The following is a 19,412-nucleotide window of genomic DNA, read 5'->3' as shown; positions in this document are numbered from 1 at the left end:
CGATGGTACTGCAGGGGGGACCCTGTGGGAGAGTAGGACGCCGCCGAACAATCATTGTGGGGAAGCCCCGTGCCGATGGCACGGGGCTTTTCTGCGTTTTAGGCCAGGGACGCACAACCGGTCCGTAGCCGCCGGCCCGAGTGCCGGCCCGATTGGCCCGGGCGGTTTTGCATAACCCCTGGATCAGGGTATGCTTTAGCTCGTTGCCGCAGGGCAGCAAGGCCCCAATAGCTCAGTCGGTAGAGCGTCTCCATGGTAAGGAGAAGGTCTGCGGTTCGATTCCGCATTGGGGCTCAGAAGAAAGAAAGGCCCCGCCATCCGGCGGGGCCTTTCTTCATGTCCGGGGACCTGGCTAGTGAGGTTCCGGGACCCTCATGGTCAGAATGGCCATGTCGTCCGAGGGCGGCTCGGCGGCGAAGCGCTCGACGGCCCGGAGGATGCGTGCGGCCACCGCGCCCGCCGTAAGCCCTGTGCAGTGGGCGAGCACGTCCGCCAGGCCGTCGTCGCCGAGCATCCGTGTACCCTCACGGCGTTCCGTCACACCGTCCGTCACGCACAGCAGGACATCGCCCGGCTCCAGCGTGAACGTCTGCTCGTACAGCTCCAGGTCCTCCATGACGCCCAGCAGCGGCTGCGGGTCCGCCGCCGGCTCCACCGAGCCGTCCTGGCGCAGACGCAGCGGCAGCGGGTGTCCCGCGCACACGACCTTCAGGAGCGCGCTGCCGTCCTCCTGCGGCCACAGCTCGCCGTAGAGCAGCGTGAGGAAGCGGCTGCGGGTCCCCTCGTCGAGGATCGCGGCGTTGAGCCGCTCCAGGACCGCAGGGCCGCCGAAGCCCTCCCGGGCCAGCAGGCGCAGGGCGTGGCGTGCGAGGCCCGTCACGGCCGCCGCCTCCGGCCCCGTACCGCACACGTCGCCGATGGCGAACCCGTACGCGCCGTCCCGGATCGGGAACACGTCGTAGAAGTCGCCGCCGACCTCGTTGCCCTCGCCGGCCGCGCGGTAGATGACGTCCACCTCGACGTTGGGCACGGCGGGGAGGCCCGGCGGGAGGAGGCTGCGCTGAAGGGACTGGCTGATCGCCGTGCGCTCCGAGTAGAGGCGGGCGTTGTCCAGGGCCAGGGCGGCCCGGCGGGACAGGTCCTCGGCCAGCTCCAGGATCTCCTGGCGGAAGTGGTCGTCGGACGGCTTGCCGAGCGTCAGCATGCCGATGACGCGGTTACGGGCGACCAGGGGGAGGACGACGGTCTCGCCGCCCACCGCCGCCGCGGTCGCCAGCGTCGTACGCGTGGTCGAGCCGAGGCCGCCCGGCTCGCCGATGCCGATACTCCGCATCGAGGTCCGCAGCGCCGCCTCGTGGGCAGCCTGAGACGGAGCGGCCCACACCCGCGCCCCGGGGGTCCGTACGGGCTCCGGCGGGGAGATCCTGGTGAGCAGGCTCTTGAGTCCGTCGATGCGTTCCTCGTCCTCGTGCAGCACGTAGGAGAGCTCCGGGTCCGACGCCGGGTCGGCGATCGTGTAGACGGCGCACCACGTCGCCAGCGTCGGGACCGTCATCTGGGCCATCAGGGCCAGCGTCTGGTCCCGGTCCAGGGTGCCCGCCAGCAGGTCCGACGCCTCGACGAGGAAGGAGAGCGAGCCACGGCGCAGCCGCTCCAGCTCGCCCAGGCGCGCCGACTCGACCGCGAGGGCGATCCGGTCCGCGGCGAACTGCAGACGCAGCGCTTCCTCGTTGGAATAGCGGCCGGCTCCCTCGGCCGCGACGCCCAGGGAGCCCGTGAGGCGCCCCTCGACCTTCAGCGGGACCGTGACCACCGAGCGCATGCCGGTGTTGCCGAGCAGCGGGACCGCGCCGGGGACGGCGTCCAGGTCCTCGTGGACGGCGGGCATCCGGGCGGAGCCGTACCGGCCGGTGCCGGCCTCGACGGGAACGCGGGCGAAGCGCTGACGGGCGGAGGGCAGGCCGGTCGTGGCCCGCACCTCCAGCTCGGTCTCGTCGTCCGTGGCGAGCAGGAGGAAGGCGGCGTCGGCGTCGAGCATGTCGCGCGCCCGCTCGACGGTGCGCTGGAGCAGGCCGTCGAGATCGTCGGGGGCGGGGGAGCCGATGAAGACCTCGAAGGGGTCCGTCTTGCGGCTCTCGGCGGTGTCGGAGACCGGGGTGCGCGCGGGGGTCTGGAGAACCGCGCGCTCGTAGTCGCGCACCAGCAGGCAGACCGTGGACGGTTCGCCCTGAGGGTCCCGGACACGCAGGTGGGATCCGTAGACCGGGATGGTGCGGCCGTCGGCGCCCCGGATGCCGTAGCTGCCCTCCCAGCGGGAGAGACGCAGGGCGTCCGCGATGCCGGTGTTGGTGCCGGGGGTCTGCGGCCAGGCGGTGAAGTCGGCGAGTTGCTTGCCGGTGACCTGCTCCGCCGTGTAGCCGAAGAGGTACGCCGCGTCGTCGTTCCACGCGGCGACGGCGCCCTCGCTGTCGATCTGGACGACGGCGACCCTGACGCGTTCGTCGGTGACCGGGAGCAGGCCCACGGGCAGCAGCGGACCGGCCGAGCGGACGCCGACCGGGCGGTCCGGGAGGTCGAGCTGGAACCAGACGTGTTTGCGCGTGGGGGAGTACTCGACGCCCCAGCGGGAAGCGAGAGCCGCGCACAGCAGCAGACCGCGGCCGTTCTCGCTGTCGAGGCTGCCGAGATCGAGTCCCGTCGTCCGGAGCGGGATCTCCCGTTCCGGGTAATGGTCTGCGATCTCCACCCGGACGCCGTCCTCCGTGCGCAGACACAGCACGTCCGCGGCGGTGCCGGCGTGGATCACGGCATTGGTGACGAGCTCACTGGTCAGGACGACGGCGTCGTCGACGACGTCGGTGTATCCCCAGCCCTGGAGCGTGTCGCGGACAAAGGCACGGGCCGTCGCGACGGAGCGCGCCACCGGGTCGAAGGTGGCAGCCGCACGCGCCGTGATCACAGCACTCCCCATATGGTGTCTCGTCGCTTCCCCGAGTCCGTGCCCGTTTCTCGCCGCTTCGATTCGCCTGCCAGGCTAGACGCTCCCCCCGGGCACCGGATACACGAGGGCGGACTTCGGACAGACCCGGGCGGGAACGGACGGATGACCGGACAGCATGGGCTTCCCTCCGGAGGGATGTGGGACAACCATGGGAGGTTCCACCCCGACCGGTTCCCGCCTGGTACGTTTCAACGATTTGACGTCCGCATGGTCACCCGTCGACGGTGGGCTGTGGCGGTGAGCCATGGAAGTTCTGGGCAAGCTCTCGGACGAGGTCCTAGCTAGATGGTCAACCCCTGCGGGAGGGACACGGTGGAGTCTGACGTGGCGGCGCGGGGTTCAGGTGCGCGCAGTAAGGGCGGTCAGTCCGTGAAGAAGCAGCGCAATGGAACCGTCGAGGTGGACGCTGCGGCGCTGCACAGACTGCTGGCCGGTCTGGTCGCCATGCGCGACGGCAACTTCCGCAGGCGCGTCACGGTCTCCGGTGACGGCGTGATGGCGGAACTCGCCGCGGTCTTCAACGAGGTCGCCGACCGCAATGTGCACCTCACCGGTGAGCTGGCGCGGGTGCGGCGCGTGGTCGGACGGGAGGGCAAGCTCACCGAACGCCTGGAGACGGGTGCCTGCGAGGGTTCCTGGGCCGCCGCGATCGACGCCTCGAACGAGCTGGTGGACGATCTCGCCCGTCCGGTATCCGAGGTGGGGCGGGTGCTGTCGGCGGTGGCCGACGGTGATCTCGAACAGCGGATGGAGCTGCGCTCCCATACGGCGGACGACACGGTACGGCCGCTGCGCGGCGAGTTCCTGAAGGTCGCGCGCACCGTCAACAACCTGGTCGACCAGCTGTCGGCGTTCACCGAGCAGGTGACGCGGGTCGCGGTCGAGGTGGGGACCGAGGGCAAGCTCGGCGGCCAGGCGCAGGTGCGCGGGATGTCCGGGTCGTGGAAGGACCTCACGGACTCGGTCAACACCATGGCGTACCGGCTGACCGCACAGGTGCGCGACATCGCCCTGGTGACGACGGCGGTGGCCAAGGGCGATCTGTCGCGGAAGGTCACCGTCCATGTGGCCGGTGAGATGCTCCAGCTGAAGAACACCGTCAACACGATGGTCGACCAGCTGTCCTCGTTCTCCTCCGAGGTGACCCGGGTCGCCCGCGAGGTCGGCACGGAGGGCGAGCTGGGCGGCCAGGCCGTGGTGCCCGGGGTCGCCGGGGTGTGGAAGGACCTGACGGACTCCGTCAACACGATGGCCGGCAACCTCACCTCCCAGGTGCGCGGCATCGCGGAGGTGACGACGGCGGTCGCCAACGGTGACCTGTCGCAGAAGGTCCAGGTCAGCGCGCGCGGCGAGGTTGCCCAGCTCGCCGAGACGATCAACCAGATGACCGAGACGCTGCGCACCTTCGCGGACGAGGTCACCCGCGTGGCCAGCGAGGTCGGCGGGCAGGGTGTGCTCGGCGGCCAGGCGCAGGTGCCGGGCGCCGCCGGGACCTGGAAGGACCTCACCGACTCGGTGAACACGGTCTTCCGGAACCTGACGACACAGGTGCGCGACATCGCCCAGGTGACCACGGCGGTGGCCAGCGGTGACATGACGCAGAAGGTCACCGTCGACGTGGCCGGCGAGATGCTGGAGCTGAAGAACACCGTCAACACGATGGTCGACCAGCTTCAGTCCTTCGGTTCGGAGGTGACCCGGGTGGCCCGGGAGGTCGGCGTCGAGGGCCGGCTCGGCGGGCAGGCCGAGGTGCCGGGCGCCGCCGGGACCTGGAAGGACCTCACCGACTCCGTGAACACGGCCTTCCGCAACCTGACCGGGCAGGTGCGTGACATCGCGCAGGTGACGACGGCCGTCGCCAACGGCGACCTGTCGCAGAAGGTCACCGTCGACGTCGCGGGCGAGATGCTGGAGCTGAAGAACACCGTCAACACGATGGTGGCGCAGCTCTCCTCGTTCGCCGATCAGGTCACGCGGATGGCCCGTGACGTGGGTACCGAGGGCCGCCTCGGCGGTCAGGCGCGGGTCGACGGCGTCTCCGGTACGTGGAAGGAACTCACCGACTCCGTCAACTTCATGGCGGGGAACCTCACCTCCCAGGTGCGCCAGATCGCGCAGGTCACGACCGCGGTGGCGCGAGGCGATCTTTCTCAGAAGATCGACGTGGACGCGCGCGGCGAGATCCTGGAGCTGAAGAACACCATCAACACGATGGTCGACCAGCTCTCGGCCTTCGCCGAGCAGGTGACCAGGGTCGCCCGCGAGGTGGGTACGGACGGGCGCCTCGGCGGCCAGGCGCAGGTGCCCGGCGTGGCTGGTGTGTGGCGTGACCTGACCGATTCCGTGAACGGAATGGCGGGGAACCTGACCGCTCAGGTCCGTAACATCGCGCAGGTCGCCACGGCGGTGGCGCGCGGTGACCTGTCGCAGAAGATCGATGTGGACGCGCGCGGCGAGATCCTGGAGCTGAAGAACACCCTCAACACGATGGTCGACCAGCTCTCGAACTTCGCGGAGCAGGTGACGCGGGTGGCCCGCGAGGTGGGCACCGAGGGAATGCTGGGTGGCCAGGCCGAGGTGCAGGGGGTCTCCGGTACGTGGAAGGACCTCACGCAGTCCGTCAACGGCATGGCCAACAACCTCACCATTCAGGTGCGCAACATCGCCGAGGTGACGACGGCGGTCGCCAACGGTGATCTCTCCAAGAAGATCACCGTCGATGCCAAGGGCGAGATCCTCGAACTGGTGACGACGGTCAACACGATGGTCGACCAGTTGTCGTCGTTCTCCTCCGAGGTGACCCGGGTGGCCCGCGAGGTGGGCACCGAGGGCATCCTCGGCGGCCAGGCGCGGGTGCGCGGGGCGACGGGCATCTGGAAGGACCTCAGCGACAACGTCAACCAGATCGCCAACAACCTGACCAGTCAGGTGCGCAACATCTCCCGCGTCTCGTCCGCCGTCGCCAACGGCGACCTGACGAAGAAGGTCACCGTCGAGGCGCGCGGCGAGGTCGCCGAGCTGGCCGACACCGTCAACACGATGGTGACCACGCTGTCCTCGTTCGCGGACGAGGTGACCCGGGTCGCCCGCGAGGTGGGTACGGAGGGCGAGCTGGGCGGCCAGGCGCGCGTCCCGGGCGTCTCCGGTACGTGGAAGGACCTCACCGAGTCCGTGAACTCGATGGCGTCCAACCTGACGGGCCAGGTGCGCCAGATCGCCGCCGTCACGACGGCCATCGCCAAGGGCGACCTGACCAAGAAGATCGACATCGATGCGCGCGGCGAGATCCAGCAGCTGAAGAACACCATCAACACGATGGTCGACCAGCTGTCCTCGTTCGCCGAGCAGGTGACCCGGGTCGCCCGCGAGGTGGGTACCGAGGGCCAGCTCGGCGGCCAGGCGCGGGTGCGCGACGTGGACGGCACCTGGCGCGACCTCACCGAATCGGTGAACGAGATGGCCGGGAACCTGACCCGTCAGGTGCGGGCGATCGCTGCCGTGGCGACGGCGGTGACGCGCGGCGACCTCAACCTGAAGATCGACGTGGACGCGGCGGGCGAGATCCAGGCCCTCCAGGACAACATCAACACGATGATCGCGAACCTGCGCGACACCACCGCCACGAACAAGGAGCAGGACTGGCTGAAGGGCAATCTGGCCCGCATCTCCGGTCTGATGCAGGGGCGCCGCGACCTGGACGACGTGGCCTCGCTCATCATGAGCGAGCTGACCCCCGTGGTCTCCGCCCAGCACGGCGCGTTCTTCCTGGCCACGCCCACCGGTGAGACCGACGCGCTGGGCGCCGAGGCCGAGGGGGCGTACGAGCTGCGCATGCGGGGAAGCTACGGCTACTCCGCCGGCTCCATGCCGACGTCCTTCCGTCCGGGCGAGACGCTCATCGGCACGGCCGCCGAGGAGAAGCGGACGATCCAGGTGGACAACGTGCCGCCGGGATACCTGAAGATCTCCTCCGGGCTCGGTGAGGCGCCGCCCGCGCATGTGATCGTGCTTCCGGTGCTCTTCGAGGGCAAGGTTCTCGGGGTCATCGAACTGGCCTCGTTCCAGCCGTTCACGCACATTCAGCGGGACTTCCTGAACCAGCTCGCGGAAATGATCGCCACGAGCGTCAACACGATCAGCGTCAACACGACGACCGAGAAGCTGCTCGAACAGTCGCAGGAGCTCACCGAGCAATTGCGGGACCGCTCGCAGGAACTGGAGAACCGGCAGAAGGCCCTCCAGGCGTCCAACGCCGAACTGGAGGAGAAGGCCGAGCTGCTGGCCAGGCAGAACCGCGACATCGAGGTCAAGAACACCGAGATCGAGGAGGCGCGGCAGGTCCTGGAGGAGCGCGCCGAACAGCTCGCCGTTTCGATGCGCTACAAGTCCGAGTTCCTGGCGAACATGTCGCACGAGCTGCGTACGCCTCTCAACTCGCTGCTCATTCTGGCCAAGCTGCTCGCGGACAACGCCGAGGGCAATCTCTCGCCGAAGCAGGTGGAATTCGCCGAGACGATCCACGGAGCCGGATCCGACCTGCTCCAGCTGATCAACGACATCCTCGACCTGTCGAAGGTCGAGGCGGGCAAGATGGACGTGAGTCCGACGCGGATCGCCCTGGTGCAGCTGGTCGATTACGTGGAGGCGACCTTCCGGCCGCTCACCGCGGAAAAGGGGCTGGATTTCTCCGTACGGGTGTCGCCGGAGCTGCCGGCAACGCTGCACACGGACGAGCAGCGGCTCCTCCAGGTGTTGCGCAACCTGCTGTCCAACGCGGTGAAGTTCACCGACAGCGGGGCCGTCGAGCTGGTGATCAGGCACGCCGGCCAGGAGGTGCCGGACGCCATCCGCGAGCAGTTGCTGGAGGCCGGTTCGCTGCGGGACGCGAACGGCGAGCTGATCGCCTTCTCGGTGACCGACACCGGCATCGGGATCGCGGCCAGCAAGATGCGGGTCATCTTCGAGGCGTTCAAACAGGCGGACGGGACGACCAGCCGCAAGTACGGGGGCACGGGCCTCGGCCTGTCCATCAGCCGCGAGATCGCGCGGCTGCTGGGCGGCGAGATCCACGCGGCGAGCGAGCCGGGCCGCGGTTCCACGTTCACGCTGTACCTGCCGCTGCACCCGAGCGAACTCCCGCCGCAGGGCTACCCGCAACTCGCTCCGGGGCAGGCCGACGGCCCGACCGGCGTGATCGAGGGCGGCCGGGCGCCGGAGCCCGGACAGGTGTACGTGCCGGACCCCGCCCAGGCCGCCCCGCGCCGCCGGCGCAAGGCCCTCGGGGGCGCGCAGCAGCAGCCCGCACTGCCGCCGCGTCCGGTGTCCGCCCCCGTCGCGCAGCCGGCTCCGGCCGCCGAGCCGGAGTCATGGGCCGTGGGCGGCCAGGAGGAGCCGGAGACCCGCAGGACGTTCCGGTTCAGCGGCGAGAAGGTGCTGATCGTCGACGACGACATCCGTAACGTCTTCGCGCTGACCAGCGTGCTGGAGCAGCACGGACTGACGGTCCTGTACGCCGAGAACGGGCGCGAGGGCATCGAAGTCCTGGAGCAGCACGACGATGTGACGGTCGTACTGATGGACATCATGATGCCGGAGATGGACGGGTACGCGACGACCTCGGCGATCCGCAGGATGCCGCAGTTCGCCGAGCTGCCGATCGTGGCGCTGACCGCCAAGGCGATGAAGGGCGACAAGGAGAAGGCGCTCGAATCGGGTGCGTCCGACTATGTCACCAAGCCGGTCGATCCCGACCATCTTCTTTCGGTCATGGAGGGGTGGATGCGCGGAGAGTGAGCACTCACTGAGAGAATCCATGAAGTTTTGTTGACCGGTGGTGTCCGAAGGAGTGTGGGAACGCGGATTGCGGGGAACCTTCTGGTCCCCCGCCACGTTTCCGGTACGTGCACAGTGACATCACGGTGACAGGGTGTGGTGACCGCCGGGGTGCGGCTACCATGACCGGCACAAGGACGGGCGGCGTAAGGGAGTCGCCCCCCGGGGCGGCGCCCGGTGCAATTCCAGGGCGAGGAGGGCGGGCCATGGTGCAGAAGGCCAAGATCCTCCTGGTCGATGACCGGCCGGAGAATCTGCTGGCGCTGGAGGCCATCCTCTCTGCGCTCGATCAGACACTGGTTCGGGCATCGTCAGGGGAGGAGGCGCTCAAAGCGCTGCTCACGGACGACTTCGCGGTCATTCTGCTGGACGTCCAGATGCCGGGCATGGACGGTTTCGAAACCGCCGCGCACATCAAGCGGCGGGAACGGACCCGGGACATCCCGATCATCTTCCTCACCGCGATCAATCACGGCCCGCACCACACCTTCCGGGGTTACGCGGCCGGCGCGGTGGACTACATCTCGAAGCCGTTCGACCCGTGGGTGCTGCGCGCCAAGGTCTCGGTCTTCGTGGAGCTGTACATGAAGAACTGCCAGCTGCGCGAGCAGGCGGCGCTGCTGCGGCTCCAGCTGGAGGGCGGCGGCCGGGCGAGCGCCCAGCAGGACAGGGAGCCCGCCGGTCTGCTGGCCGAGCTCTCCGCGCGGCTCGCGGCCGTCGAAGAGCAGGCGGAGGCGCTGTCGAAGCAGCTTGACGACGAGTCCGCCGACGCGGGCGCGGTGGCGACGGCCGCCCATCTCGAACGGAAGCTGACCGGTCTGCGCCGCGCGCTCGACGCGCTGGAGCCGGGTACCGGCGGGGCTTCGGGGGTTCTCCCCTCGTAACGGCGTACCCGCCTTGCGGGCGGGCCGTCTTCGGGTGTGCCCGGGCAACTGGGTGGCGGCTGAGGGGTGTCGGGGTGCGCTCGCCGGTGAGGGCGCGTCAGTTTCCGGCCCGCGCGCGGCGACACGGACGGGTGAACCGGTACGCCCACCTGTTCACGGGCGTAGACACCGGTAACCTCGGCACCATGGCCTCACGTACGTCCGGCAAGGGTTCCCAGGGCACGGCGGGCACCGCGAAGCGCGTCGGCGGTGGCCCGGGTCCGGCGAAGAAAGCCGCGCCCGCCAAGAAGACCGCAGCGAAGAAGGCGCCCGCGAAGAGGGCGCCGGCCAAGAGGACCGCGGCGAAGAAGGCTGCCCCGCCGCGTCCGGCGCCCTCGCCCACGAACGGCGTGTACCGGCTGGCGCGGGCGCTCTGGCTCGGCGCGGCCCACGGCGTCGGCGCGATGTTCCGCGGCATAGGGCGCGGCGCCAAGGGTCTCGACCCCGCCCACCGCAAGGACGGCGTCGCGCTGCTGCTGCTCGGCCTCGCGCTGATCGTCGCCGCGGGCACCTGGTCGAACCTGCGCGGTCCGGTGGGCGACCTCGTGGAGATGCTCGTCACCGGGGCGTTCGGCCGGCTCGACCTGCTCGTGCCGATACTGCTGGGCGTCATCGCGGTGCGGCTGATCCTGTATCCCCAGCGGCCCGAGGCCAACGGCCGCATCGTCATCGGCCTCTCCGCCCTGGTCATCGGCGTGCTCGGACAGGTCCACATCGCGTGCGGTTCGCCGGGGCGCGACAAGGGGACCGAGGCCATGCAGGACGCGGGCGGCCTCATCGGCTGGGCCGCCTCCAAGCCGCTGATCTTCGCCATGGGCGAGGTGCTGGCCGTGCCGCTGCTCCTGCTGCTCACCGTCTTCGGGCTGCTGGTCGTCACGGCGACCCCGGTGAACGCCATCCCGCAGCGGCTGCGGCTGCTCGGCGTCAAGCTGGGCATCGTGGAGCCGGCGTACGACCCAGGGGCGCCGGAGGGCGACGACGAGCGGTACGACGAGCAGTGGCGCGAGGCGCTGCCGCCCCGCTCCCGCCGCTCCCAGGCGCCCGACGCGTACGAGCCGGACCTCGCGGAGTCCGAGGCGCTGTCCAAGCGCCGCAGGCCGCGCAGGCCCTCGGTGCAGCCCGCGATGAACCGCACGATGGACGCGGTGGACGTCGCGGCCGCCGCTGCCGCCGCGCTCGACGGGGCCGTGCTCAACGGGATGCCGCCCTCGCCGGTCGTCGCCGACCTGACCCAGGGCGTCTCGGTGGAGCGCGAGCGGGCGGGCACGCCGGTGCCCGGTGCCAGGGAGGCGGAGCCGGCCGGGAAGCGGGCGGAAGCCACGCCCGGGGCCGGTGTTCCCGATCTGACCAAGCCGGCCCCCGAGCCCTCCGAGCCCCAGTCGCTGCCGGCCCGGGCGGAACAGCTCCAGCTCTCCGGCGACATCACGTACTCGCTGCCCTCGCTCGACCTGCTGGAGCGCGGCGGTCCCGGCAAGACGCGGAGCGCCGCCAACGACGCGATCGTCGCCTCGCTGACCAACGTGTTCACCGAGTTCAAGGTGGACGCCGCCGTGACCGGCTTCACCCGCGGGCCGACGGTGACGCGGTACGAGGTGGAGCTCGGCCCGGCCGTGAAGGTCGAGCGGATCACGGCGCTCACCAAGAACATCGCGTACGCCGTCGCCAGCCCCGACGTCCGCATCATCTCGCCGATTCCGGGTAAGTCCGCGGTCGGCATCGAGATCCCCAACTCCGACCGGGAGATGGTCAACCTCGGCGACGTACTGCGGCTGGCGGACGCGGCCGAGGACGACCACCCCATGCTCGTCGCGCTCGGCAAGAACGTGGAGGGCGGCTATGAGATGGCCAACCTCGCGAAGATGCCGCACGTCCTGGTGGCCGGTGCGACCGGCTCCGGCAAGTCGTCCTGCATCAACTGCCTGATCACCTCGATCATGGTGCGGGCCACGCCGGAGGACGTCCGGATGGTCCTGGTCGACCCGAAGCGGGTCGAGCTCACCGCGTACGAAGGCATTCCGCACCTGATCACGCCGATCATCACCAACCCCAAGAAGGCCGCCGAGGCACTCCAGTGGGTCGTACGGGAGATGGATCTGCGCTACGACGACCTCGCGGCGTTCGGCTACCGGCACATCGACGACTTCAACCACGCCGTGCGCACCGGCAAGCTCAAGACGCCGGAGGGCAGCGAACGGGAGCTCGCGCCCTATCCGTACCTGCTGGTGATCGTCGACGAGCTGGCCGACCTGATGATGGTCGCCCCGCGCGACGTCGAGGACTCGATCGTCCGCATCACCCAGCTGGCCCGCGCCGCCGGCATCCACCTGGTGCTCGCCACACAGCGCCCCTCGGTGGATGTCGTCACCGGTCTGATCAAGGCGAACGTCCCCTCGCGGCTGGCCTTCGCCACGTCCTCGCTCGCCGACAGCCGCGTCATCCTGGACCAGCCCGGCGCCGAGAAACTCATCGGAAAGGGTGACGGTCTGTTCCTGCCGATGGGCGCGAACAAGCCGACCCGTATGCAGGGCGCCTTCGTCACGGAGGACGAGGTCGCGGCGGTCGTCCAGCACTGCAAGGACCAGATGGCCCCGGTCTTCCGCGACGACGTGGTGGTCGGAACGAAGCAGAAGAAGGAGATCGACGAGGACATCGGCGACGACCTCGACCTGCTGTGCCAGGCCGCCGAGCTGGTCGTCTCCACCCAGTTCGGGTCGACCTCGATGCTCCAGCGCAAGCTGCGGGTCGGCTTCGCCAAGGCCGGGCGTCTGATGGACCTGATGGAGTCGCGCAACATCGTCGGACCGAGCGAGGGCTCCAAGGCGCGCGACGTCCTGGTGAAACCCGACGAGCTCGACGGGGTGTTGGCACAGATTCGTGGGGAAACCGCTTCGTAAGAGTTTTCCGGGCAACCGTTTCGCCGGGCCGTGCGTCAAGTTGAAGGGAAGGACGGAACGTCCTTCCCCGGGGCGTCCCGGCAAAACCGGCTCTGTTCGAATCTGATGGCGTACAAAGTCCACCCGCCCGGTTGCCCCACCCTTTCGTACCCCCCCTAGACTGAACACCCAGCAGGTGGCTCACGCTCGAAAGGCGCCCCCGTGTCCATCGGCAACTCCCCCGAAGACGACCGGCCTTCGATCGGCCGAGTGCTCCAGCAGGCTCGTCTCGCCGCAGGTCTCACGGTCGAAGAGGTCAGCACGTCCACCCGGGTGCGCATCCCCATCGTGCACGCGATCGAGCAGGACGACTTCTCCCGCTGCGGCGGCGACGTGTACGCCCGCGGCCACATCCGTACGCTCGCCCGTGCCGTCGGCACCGATCCGGAACCGCTGATCGCGCAGTACGACGCCGAGCACGGCGGCCGTCCCGCGCCCACGCCGGCGGCGCCGCTGTTCGAGGCCGAGCGCATCCGCTCCGAACCCCGCAGGCCCAACTGGACCGCGGCCATGGTCGCGGCGATCGTCGCCGTGGTCGGCTTCGTCGGCTTCACGTTCTTCAAGGGCGGCGACGACGGTCCCTCGACCGCCGGCCGCGTCGCCGAGGGCCCGACCTCCGACAAGATCGCCCCGAAGCCCTCCGCCAGCAAGCCCGCCGACCCCAAGCCGGCCCCGTCCGAGAGCGCCATCGCCGCGGCGCCCCAGGACAAGGTCACCGTCAAGCTCAGCGCCACCCAGGGCAAGAGCTGGATCTCCGCCAAGGACCACAACGGCCGGTCCCTCTTCGACGGCACCCTCCAGCAGGGCCAGTCGAAGACCTTCCAGGACAAGGAGCGCGTCGACCTCATCCTCGGCAACGCGGGCTCGATCGAGCTCTTCGTGAACGGGAAGAAGGTCGAGGACGAGTTCAAGCCCGGACAGGTCGAACGCCTTTCGTACACCAAGGGTGACCCCGAGGTCGGCTGACCGGTCACCCGCAGACATCGCGGCGCGGCGAGCGCCCGGCCACCGTGCCGGGCGCTCGCCGTCTTTGTCACCGTGGGTAACGGCACAACCCTCCGCGCCGGGGCCGGTGCCGGGACAAAGTAGTCTTGAGTCCATGCCCGAACGCCGTACCGTCGCCCTTGTCACTCTTGGCTGCGCCCGTAACGAGGTGGACTCGGAGGAGCTCGCAGGCCGCCTGGCAGCGGACGGCTGGGAGCTCGTCGAGGATGCCTCCGATGCCGACGTCGCCGTCGTCAACACCTGTGGGTTCGTCGAGGCCGCCAAGAAGGACTCCGTCGACGCCCTCCTCGAAGCCAATGATCTGAAGGACCACGGCCGCACCCAGGCCGTCGTCGCCGTCGGCTGCATGGCCGAGCGCTACGGCAAGGACCTCGCCGAGGCCCTGCCGGAAGCGGACGGCGTCCTCGGTTTCGACGATTACGCCGACATCTCCGACCGCCTCCAGACCATCCTCAGCGGCGGCGTCCACGCCTCCCACACCCCCCGCGACCGCCGCAAGCTGCTGCCGATCAGCCCCGCCGAGCGGCAGGACGCCGCCGTCTCCCTGCCCGGCCACGCACAGGAGATCGTCCCCGCCCCCGCCGACCTGCCGGAGGGCGTCGCCCCGGTCTCCGGGCCGCGCGCACCGCTGCGCCGCCGGCTGGGCACCAGCCCCGTCGCCTCGGTCAAGCTGGCCTCCGGCTGCGACCGCCGCTGCTCCTTCTGCGCCATCCCGTCCTTCCGCGGCTCCTTCATCTCCCGCCGCCCCTCGGACGTGCTGGGCGAGACCCGCTGGCTCGCCGAGCAGGGTGTGAAGGAGGTCATGCTGGTCTCCGAGAACAACACCTCGTACGGCAAGGACCTCGGTGACATCCGCCTCCTGGAGACCCTGCTGCCCGAGCTCGCGGAGGTCGACGGGATCGAGCGCATCCGCGTCAGCTACCTGCAGCCCGCCGAGATGCGGCCCGGCCTGATCGACGTCCTCACCTCGACGCCGAAGGTCGCGCCCTACTTCGACCTCTCCTTCCAGCACTCCGCGCCCGGCGTGCTCCGGGCGATGCGCCGCTTCGGCGACACCGACCGCTTCCTGGAGCTGCTGGACACGATCCGGGGCAAGGCACCGCAGGCCGGCGCCCGGTCCAACTTCATCGTCGGCTTCCCCGGCGAGAGCGAGGACGACCTCGCGGAGCTGGAACGGTTTCTCACGGGCGCCCGTCTCGACGCGATCGGCGTCTTCGGCTACTCCGACGAGGAGGGCACCGAGGCGGTCGGCTACGACAACAAGCTCGACGCCGACGTCATCGCGGAGCGCCTTGCGCACATCTCGCAGCTCGCCGAGGAACTGACCTCGCAGCGCGCCGAGGAGCGCATGGGCGAGACGCTCCAGGTGCTGGTCGAGTCCGTCGAGCCCACCGAGGACGAGCCGCGCGCCTACGGCCGTGCCGCGCACCAGGCCCCCGAAACCGACGGCCAGGTGCTCTTCACCGCACGCGAGGGCCTGGTCCCGGGCCGTATGGTCGAGGCAAAGGTCGTGGGCACCGAAGGGGTGGACCTGATCGCCGAGTGCAGTGAGCTTGTGGAGGTAGCCAGATGACCGGAGTCCCGGCATCCGCGGCAGGCGGTTCCGGCGCGACGCCGGTCCGCGGCGGAAAGCTGGGCGCCGCGGCGGTCAATCAGGCCAGTCTGTGGAACATCGCCAACCTCCTGACGATGGCCCGGCTCGTGCTCGTCCCCGGCTTCGTGGTGCTGCTGCTCCACGGCGGCGGATACGACCCGGCCTGGCGCTCCTTCGCCTGGGCCGCCTTCGCCATCGCCATGATCACCGACCTGTTCGACGGGCATCTGGCGCGCACGTACAACCTGGTCACCGACTTCGGGAAGATCGCCGACCCGATCGCCGACAAGGCGATCATGGGCGCGGCGCTGGTCTGTCTGTCGTATCTGGGCGACCTGCCGTGGTGGGTCACGGGCGTGATCCTCTTCCGCGAGCTGGGCATCACGCTGATGCGTTTCTGGGTGATCCGGCACGGGGTCATTCCCGCCAGCCGCGGCGGCAAGATGAAGACGCTGGCGCAGGGGACGGCCGTCGGGATGTACGTCCTGGCGCTGACCGGTCCGCTGGCCACCCTGCGCTTCTGGGTGATGGCGGTGGCCGTCGTGTTGACGGTCGTCACCGGTCTGGACTACGTGCGTCAGGCCGTTGTGCTGCGGCGCCAGGGCCTCGCGGCGGAGCGCGCGGCCTCGGAGGTGTCGCGGGCCGCCTCCGAGGAGAGCGGCACGGCCGCCGGGGCGGCGGGGGCCCGGGGCCCGGCGGAGGCCGAGCGGTGACTGCGGCGGGCCGGGTGCTGCGGCTGCTCGTCGAGCGGGGGCAGACCCTCGCCGTCGCGGAGTCGCTGACCGGCGGCCTGGTCGCGGCCGAACTCACGTCCGTACCGGGCGCCTCCCAAGCCTTCAGGGGCTCGGTGACGGCTTACGCGACCCCCCTCAAGAGTGAAGTCCTGGGGGTGGACGCCGGTCTCCTGGCGGAGCGCGGGGCGGTCGACGCGGACGTCGCGCGTCAGATGGCGACAGGCGTACGGCGGGCTCTGGGGGCAGACTGGGGAGTGGCGACCACGGGCGTCGCCGGCCCCGAACCCCAGGACGGCCAACCCGTCGGGACGGTCTTCGTCGCGGTCAGCGGTCCGCACGGCACCGGGAAAGTGGCCGCGCTGCGGTTGAACGGCGACCGGGCGGACATCCGTAAGAAGAGCGTACGAAGCGCGCTCGACCTGCTCTCAGGCGAACTCCACGAGAATGCGAGCGCACAGGATACGGAAGAGAACGGGGGGAATTGATGTTTGCAGCCCTGAGTGAACACGACATCGCTCCCCGCACGGCCGCAGCGCTAGGCGGTACGGTGGGGCGTGAAGGATGCGGCTACGCGGTCCGAGGAGGGAGCCACCGATGATTCTGCTCCGTCGCCTGCTGGGTGACGTGCTGCGTCGGCAGCGCCAGCGCCAAGGCCGTACTCTGCGCGAAGTCTCCTCGTCCGCCCGAGTTTCGCTCGGCTATCTCTCCGAGGTGGAGCGGGGGCAGAAGGAGGCATCCTCCGAACTGCTCTCCGCCATTTGCGACGCGCTTGACGTACGGATGTCCGAGCTCATGCGTGAAGTGAGCGATGAGCTGTCCCTGGCCGAACTGGCCGAGTCGGCAGCGGCCAGCGATCCGGTACCTGTGCCGGTGCGCCCCATGCTCAACTCCGTCTCCGTTACCTCGGTGGCGGGTGTACCGACGGGGCGGGTGACCATCAAGGCACCCGCGGAAGCGGTGGACGTCGTCGCCGCCTGACCGTTCGGTTCGGTGTGAAGCCGAGGCCCCGGTTCTCCCCCCGCTACGGGGGAGGGCCGGGGCTTTCGTGCGCCTACGGGTGGATTTCGTGAGCCCTCTCGTGTGTCAGCGGGGCGATGAGGGGCAGGTGCGTGGATGAGAGACCGAGAAAGCTTCCCGAATGAACGTGTCGGAGTCGTCGGGCGCTTTCTCGAATGACCGTTTTGCTTCGTTTGTGCCATCGTGGGTGGTGCTGAACGGAACGGATTCCAGATCGGAGACGTGCATGTCTGTGGTGAAGAGCCCACTGTCCGAGACCGACCTCAAGGCCGTCGGAGACGCCCTTCAGGGCGCTCTGGTGGATCTCCTCGACCTTTCTCTGGTGGCCAAGCAGGTCCACTGGAATGTGGTCGGGCCGCGGTTCAGGTCCGTGCACCTCCAGCTCGACGATGTCGTGGACACCGCTCGCCAGCACTCCGACACCGTCGCGGAGCGGGCGTCCGCGCTCGGCGTCAACCCGGACGGCCGAGCCGCGACGATCGCCAAGAGCACGGCCATCGCCTCCGTGTCCGAAGGCTGGATCAAGGACGTGGACGCGGTGAAGACCCTGGTCGACGCCCTCGGCGTGGTGATCGGGCGGATGCGCGAGCGCATCGAGGTGACCGAGAGCCCGGACCCGGTCAGTCAGGACATCCTGATCGCGCTGACCGCCGAGCTCGAGAAGCACGCGTGGATGTTCCAGGCCGAGAGCGCCTGAACGAAGCCATCACTCACCGGATTACTTCGACGGAGGTACGAACATGAGGAACGAAGGCGCGAAGGACAAGGTCACCGGCAAGGCGAAGGAAGCCATGGGCAAGATGTCCGGCGACCGTCGCAAGGAGGCCGAGGGCAAGGCCGACCAGGCCAAGGGCAAGGCCAAGGACGCCATGGACGGTGCCCGTGACCGGGCGGACGGCGTCAAGGACTCCCTGAACGACGACAAGGACTGACCCCTCGGTCCGCGGCGGAGCCCCCACCCGTGCGGTGGGGGCTCCGTGCTGAGAGGGGGCGGCGCGGGGTGGGGTGGTGCGGCCCGCTCCGCGCGCGCCGGGGGTGCAACGGTGCGCTCTCGCCCCGGAGGAACGGGCGCGACTAGGGTCCTTCGTTTGGATCAAGCCGGAGGAGGCAGCCATGGTACGGCGATGGGTGCCGGCGCTCGTTCTCTGCGGCGTGTGGTGGTGGGCCGTGCTGCGGCTGATACTGGCCCCGGCGCACGCGGGGGTGGTCGAGGGAGCGGTGGCGGCGGGCGGATGGGGGCTCAGCCTCCTGCCCGTGCACGTGGCCGCGACGGCGAGACCCCTCGGCATCTTCGACGCGGGTACGGGCCTGCTGCTACGCGGTACGGCGTGGGCGCGGAGGAGGGCGGGGGCGTGGCGGCGGTGGGTGGTCAGGTAGAGGGCCCGGGTTGTCCGCTCCGGCTGCGCGGGCAGGTGGAGGACGCCTGATCCGACAGCGTGGGTGCGTCAGGCGTCAGATGGGTCCTGGGCCGCTCCGGCAGCGGGGCTGCGTCAGGCGGGCCCCGGGCCGGTCTGGCAGCCGGGGCACCAGTAGGCGGGGCGGTCGTCCTGTTCGGCAGCGCGGATCGGGGTTCCGCAGCGCAGGCAGGGGCGGTGCGTCCGGCCGTAGACCCAGAGGTTCTCGCTCGGCTTCCGCGCGCGGGCGGCGGCGCTCGCGACGGTACGGGAACGGCCTCCGGCCGTCGTGACGCGGTTGGGGCGGTCGCGGTTGGCGTCGAGGAGCTGGTGGGCCGTGCTGACCAGCAGGGTGGCCGTCCGGGCCGGCAGCTCGCCGATGGGAAGCCAGGGCGTGGCGCGGGCCAGGAAGCAGAGCTCGGCCTTGTAGATGTTCCCGATGCCGGCCAGGTTGCGCTGGTCGAGCAGGGCCTCGCCGAGTGGGCGGGCGGGGTCGCTCAGCAGATTCCGCAGCGCTGTGTCGGCGTCCCAGTCCGGCCCGAGCAGATCGGGGCCGAGATGGCCGACCGCCTGCTCCTCGTCCTGGGTGCGCAGGAGTTCCAGGACCGGAAGGCGGTAACCGACGGCGGTGCGGGCCGCGTTGCCCAGGATGGCGCGGATCTGGTGGGCGGGGCCGCCGCGCCAGCGCTCGCCCGGGGCGTAGATCCGCCAGGCGCCGTCCATCCGGAGGTGGCTGTGCAGGGTGAGACCGCCCTCGATCCGGGTCAGCAGGTGCTTGCCCCGGGCGGTGACGTCGAGGACGGCCCGGCCCGTGAGGTCTGCCGTGGCGAACCGGGGGACGCGGAGGTCGGACGTGGTGAGGACCTGTCCGGCCAGCGCGTGGTGCAGGCGCGCGGCGGTCTGCAGGACGGTGTCTCCTTCGGGCATGCCTCCATGATGCGGTGGGCGGGGCTCCTGGGGTGAGGCGGGCCCGATGCGG

Annotated in this window: 13 protein-coding genes and 1 tRNA gene; 12 read left to right on the top strand and 2 right to left on the bottom strand. The window is 70.1% G+C overall.

Going from position 1 to position 19,412, the window contains the following annotated elements; genetic code table 11:
• Positions 1-221 precede the first annotated feature (221 nt).
• Positions 222-294 (top strand) — tRNA-Thr (locus ACN6LM_RS24420).
• Positions 295-352: 58 nt separating this feature from the next.
• Here the strand turns inward: ACN6LM_RS24420 and ACN6LM_RS24415 are convergent.
• Complete coding sequence (locus tag ACN6LM_RS24415) at positions 353-2,959, bottom strand: SpoIIE family protein phosphatase (protein ID WP_445067512.1); 2,607 nt, start codon at positions 2,957-2,959, stop codon at positions 353-355.
• A 411-nt stretch (positions 2,960-3,370) separates the two neighbouring features.
• Here ACN6LM_RS24415 and ACN6LM_RS24410 point away from each other — a divergent pair, with 411 nt between their 5' ends.
• The 11 genes from ACN6LM_RS24410 to ACN6LM_RS24360 all read left to right on the top strand — a co-directional run bounded on the left by ACN6LM_RS24410 (position 3,371) and on the right by ACN6LM_RS24360 (position 18,416).
• Positions 3,371-8,794, top strand: a complete 5,424-nt coding sequence (locus tag ACN6LM_RS24410) for a HAMP domain-containing protein (protein ID WP_445067511.1) — start codon at positions 3,371-3,373, stop codon at positions 8,792-8,794.
• Between the two features lie 245 nt (positions 8,795-9,039).
• Positions 9,040-9,717: a response regulator gene (locus tag ACN6LM_RS24405; RefSeq protein ID WP_445067510.1), complete on the top strand. Its 678-nt coding sequence runs from the start codon at positions 9,040-9,042 to the stop codon at positions 9,715-9,717.
• Between the two features lie 185 nt (positions 9,718-9,902).
• The gene (locus ACN6LM_RS24400; RefSeq protein ID WP_445067509.1) at positions 9,903-12,650 is read left to right on the top strand and encodes a DNA translocase FtsK; all 2,748 of its coding nucleotides are present in this window, start codon (positions 9,903-9,905) and stop codon (positions 12,648-12,650) included.
• A gap of 201 nt (positions 12,651-12,851) precedes the next feature.
• The gene (locus tag ACN6LM_RS24395) at positions 12,852-13,655 is read left to right on the top strand and encodes a helix-turn-helix domain-containing protein (protein ID WP_445067508.1); all 804 of its coding nucleotides are present in this window, start codon (positions 12,852-12,854) and stop codon (positions 13,653-13,655) included.
• Positions 13,656-13,788: 133 nt separating this feature from the next.
• A complete protein-coding gene (gene rimO, locus ACN6LM_RS24390; protein WP_445067507.1) occupies positions 13,789-15,267 on the top strand; it encodes a 30S ribosomal protein S12 methylthiotransferase RimO in 1,479 nt (492 codons plus the stop codon).
• Complete coding sequence (gene pgsA / locus ACN6LM_RS24385; RefSeq protein WP_445067506.1) at positions 15,264-16,001, top strand: CDP-diacylglycerol--glycerol-3-phosphate 3-phosphatidyltransferase; 738 nt, start codon at positions 15,264-15,266, stop codon at positions 15,999-16,001. Before rimO ends, pgsA begins: the two co-directional genes overlap by 4 nt.
• Positions 15,998-16,507 (top strand): CinA family protein, encoded by a 510-nt coding sequence (locus tag ACN6LM_RS24380; protein WP_445067505.1) that lies wholly within the window; start codon positions 15,998-16,000, stop codon positions 16,505-16,507. The genes pgsA and ACN6LM_RS24380 overlap by 4 nt, the downstream gene beginning before the upstream one ends.
• A gap of 109 nt (positions 16,508-16,616) precedes the next feature.
• Positions 16,617-17,000: a helix-turn-helix domain-containing protein gene (locus ACN6LM_RS24375; RefSeq protein WP_018105285.1), complete on the top strand. Its 384-nt coding sequence runs from the start codon at positions 16,617-16,619 to the stop codon at positions 16,998-17,000.
• A gap of 265 nt (positions 17,001-17,265) precedes the next feature.
• The gene (locus tag ACN6LM_RS24370) at positions 17,266-17,736 is read left to right on the top strand and encodes a Dps family protein (RefSeq protein ID WP_445067504.1); all 471 of its coding nucleotides are present in this window, start codon (positions 17,266-17,268) and stop codon (positions 17,734-17,736) included.
• A gap of 43 nt (positions 17,737-17,779) precedes the next feature.
• Positions 17,780-17,971, top strand: a complete 192-nt coding sequence (locus tag ACN6LM_RS24365) for a CsbD family protein (RefSeq protein ID WP_445067503.1) — start codon at positions 17,780-17,782, stop codon at positions 17,969-17,971.
• Positions 17,972-18,152: 181 nt separating this feature from the next.
• On the top strand, positions 18,153-18,416 hold the full coding sequence (locus ACN6LM_RS24360) for a hypothetical protein (protein ID WP_445067502.1): 264 nt from the start codon (positions 18,153-18,155) through the stop codon (positions 18,414-18,416).
• Positions 18,417-18,529: 113 nt separating this feature from the next.
• Here the strand turns inward: ACN6LM_RS24360 and ACN6LM_RS24355 are convergent, their stop codons facing one another.
• Positions 18,530-19,360, bottom strand: coding sequence for a DNA-formamidopyrimidine glycosylase family protein (locus tag ACN6LM_RS24355; RefSeq protein ID WP_445067501.1), 831 nt, complete (start codon positions 19,358-19,360; stop codon positions 18,530-18,532).
• Between the last annotated feature and the right edge of the window lie 52 nt (positions 19,361-19,412).

The organism is Streptomyces sp. SAS_281 (genome assembly GCF_052542855.1).
Note: the sequence above shows the minus strand (reverse complement) of the source record. Positions and strands in the feature narration are given on the sequence as shown.

What these genes read in the sequence shown, in the direction of transcription:
- pgsA (WP_445067506.1), top strand. Translation starts at nt 15,264, where the DNA reads ATGACCGGAGTCCCGGCATCCGCGGCAGGCGGTTCCGGCGCGACGCCG.
- ACN6LM_RS24405 (WP_445067510.1), top strand. Translation starts at nt 9,040, where the DNA reads ATGGTGCAGAAGGCCAAGATCCTCCTGGTCGATGACCGGCCGGAGAAT.
- ACN6LM_RS24355 (WP_445067501.1), bottom strand. Translation starts at nt 19,360, where the DNA reads ATGCCCGAAGGAGACACCGTCCTGCAGACCGCCGCGCGCCTGCACCAC.
- ACN6LM_RS24375 (WP_018105285.1), top strand. Translation starts at nt 16,617, where the DNA reads ATGATTCTGCTCCGTCGCCTGCTGGGTGACGTGCTGCGTCGGCAGCGC.
- ACN6LM_RS24400 (WP_445067509.1), top strand. Translation starts at nt 9,903, where the DNA reads ATGGCCTCACGTACGTCCGGCAAGGGTTCCCAGGGCACGGCGGGCACC.
- ACN6LM_RS24370 (WP_445067504.1), top strand. Translation starts at nt 17,266, where the DNA reads ATGTCTGTGGTGAAGAGCCCACTGTCCGAGACCGACCTCAAGGCCGTC.
- ACN6LM_RS24360 (WP_445067502.1), top strand. Translation starts at nt 18,153, where the DNA reads ATGGTACGGCGATGGGTGCCGGCGCTCGTTCTCTGCGGCGTGTGGTGG.
- rimO (WP_445067507.1), top strand. Translation starts at nt 13,789, where the DNA reads ATGCCCGAACGCCGTACCGTCGCCCTTGTCACTCTTGGCTGCGCCCGT.
- ACN6LM_RS24365 (WP_445067503.1), top strand. Translation starts at nt 17,780, where the DNA reads ATGAGGAACGAAGGCGCGAAGGACAAGGTCACCGGCAAGGCGAAGGAA.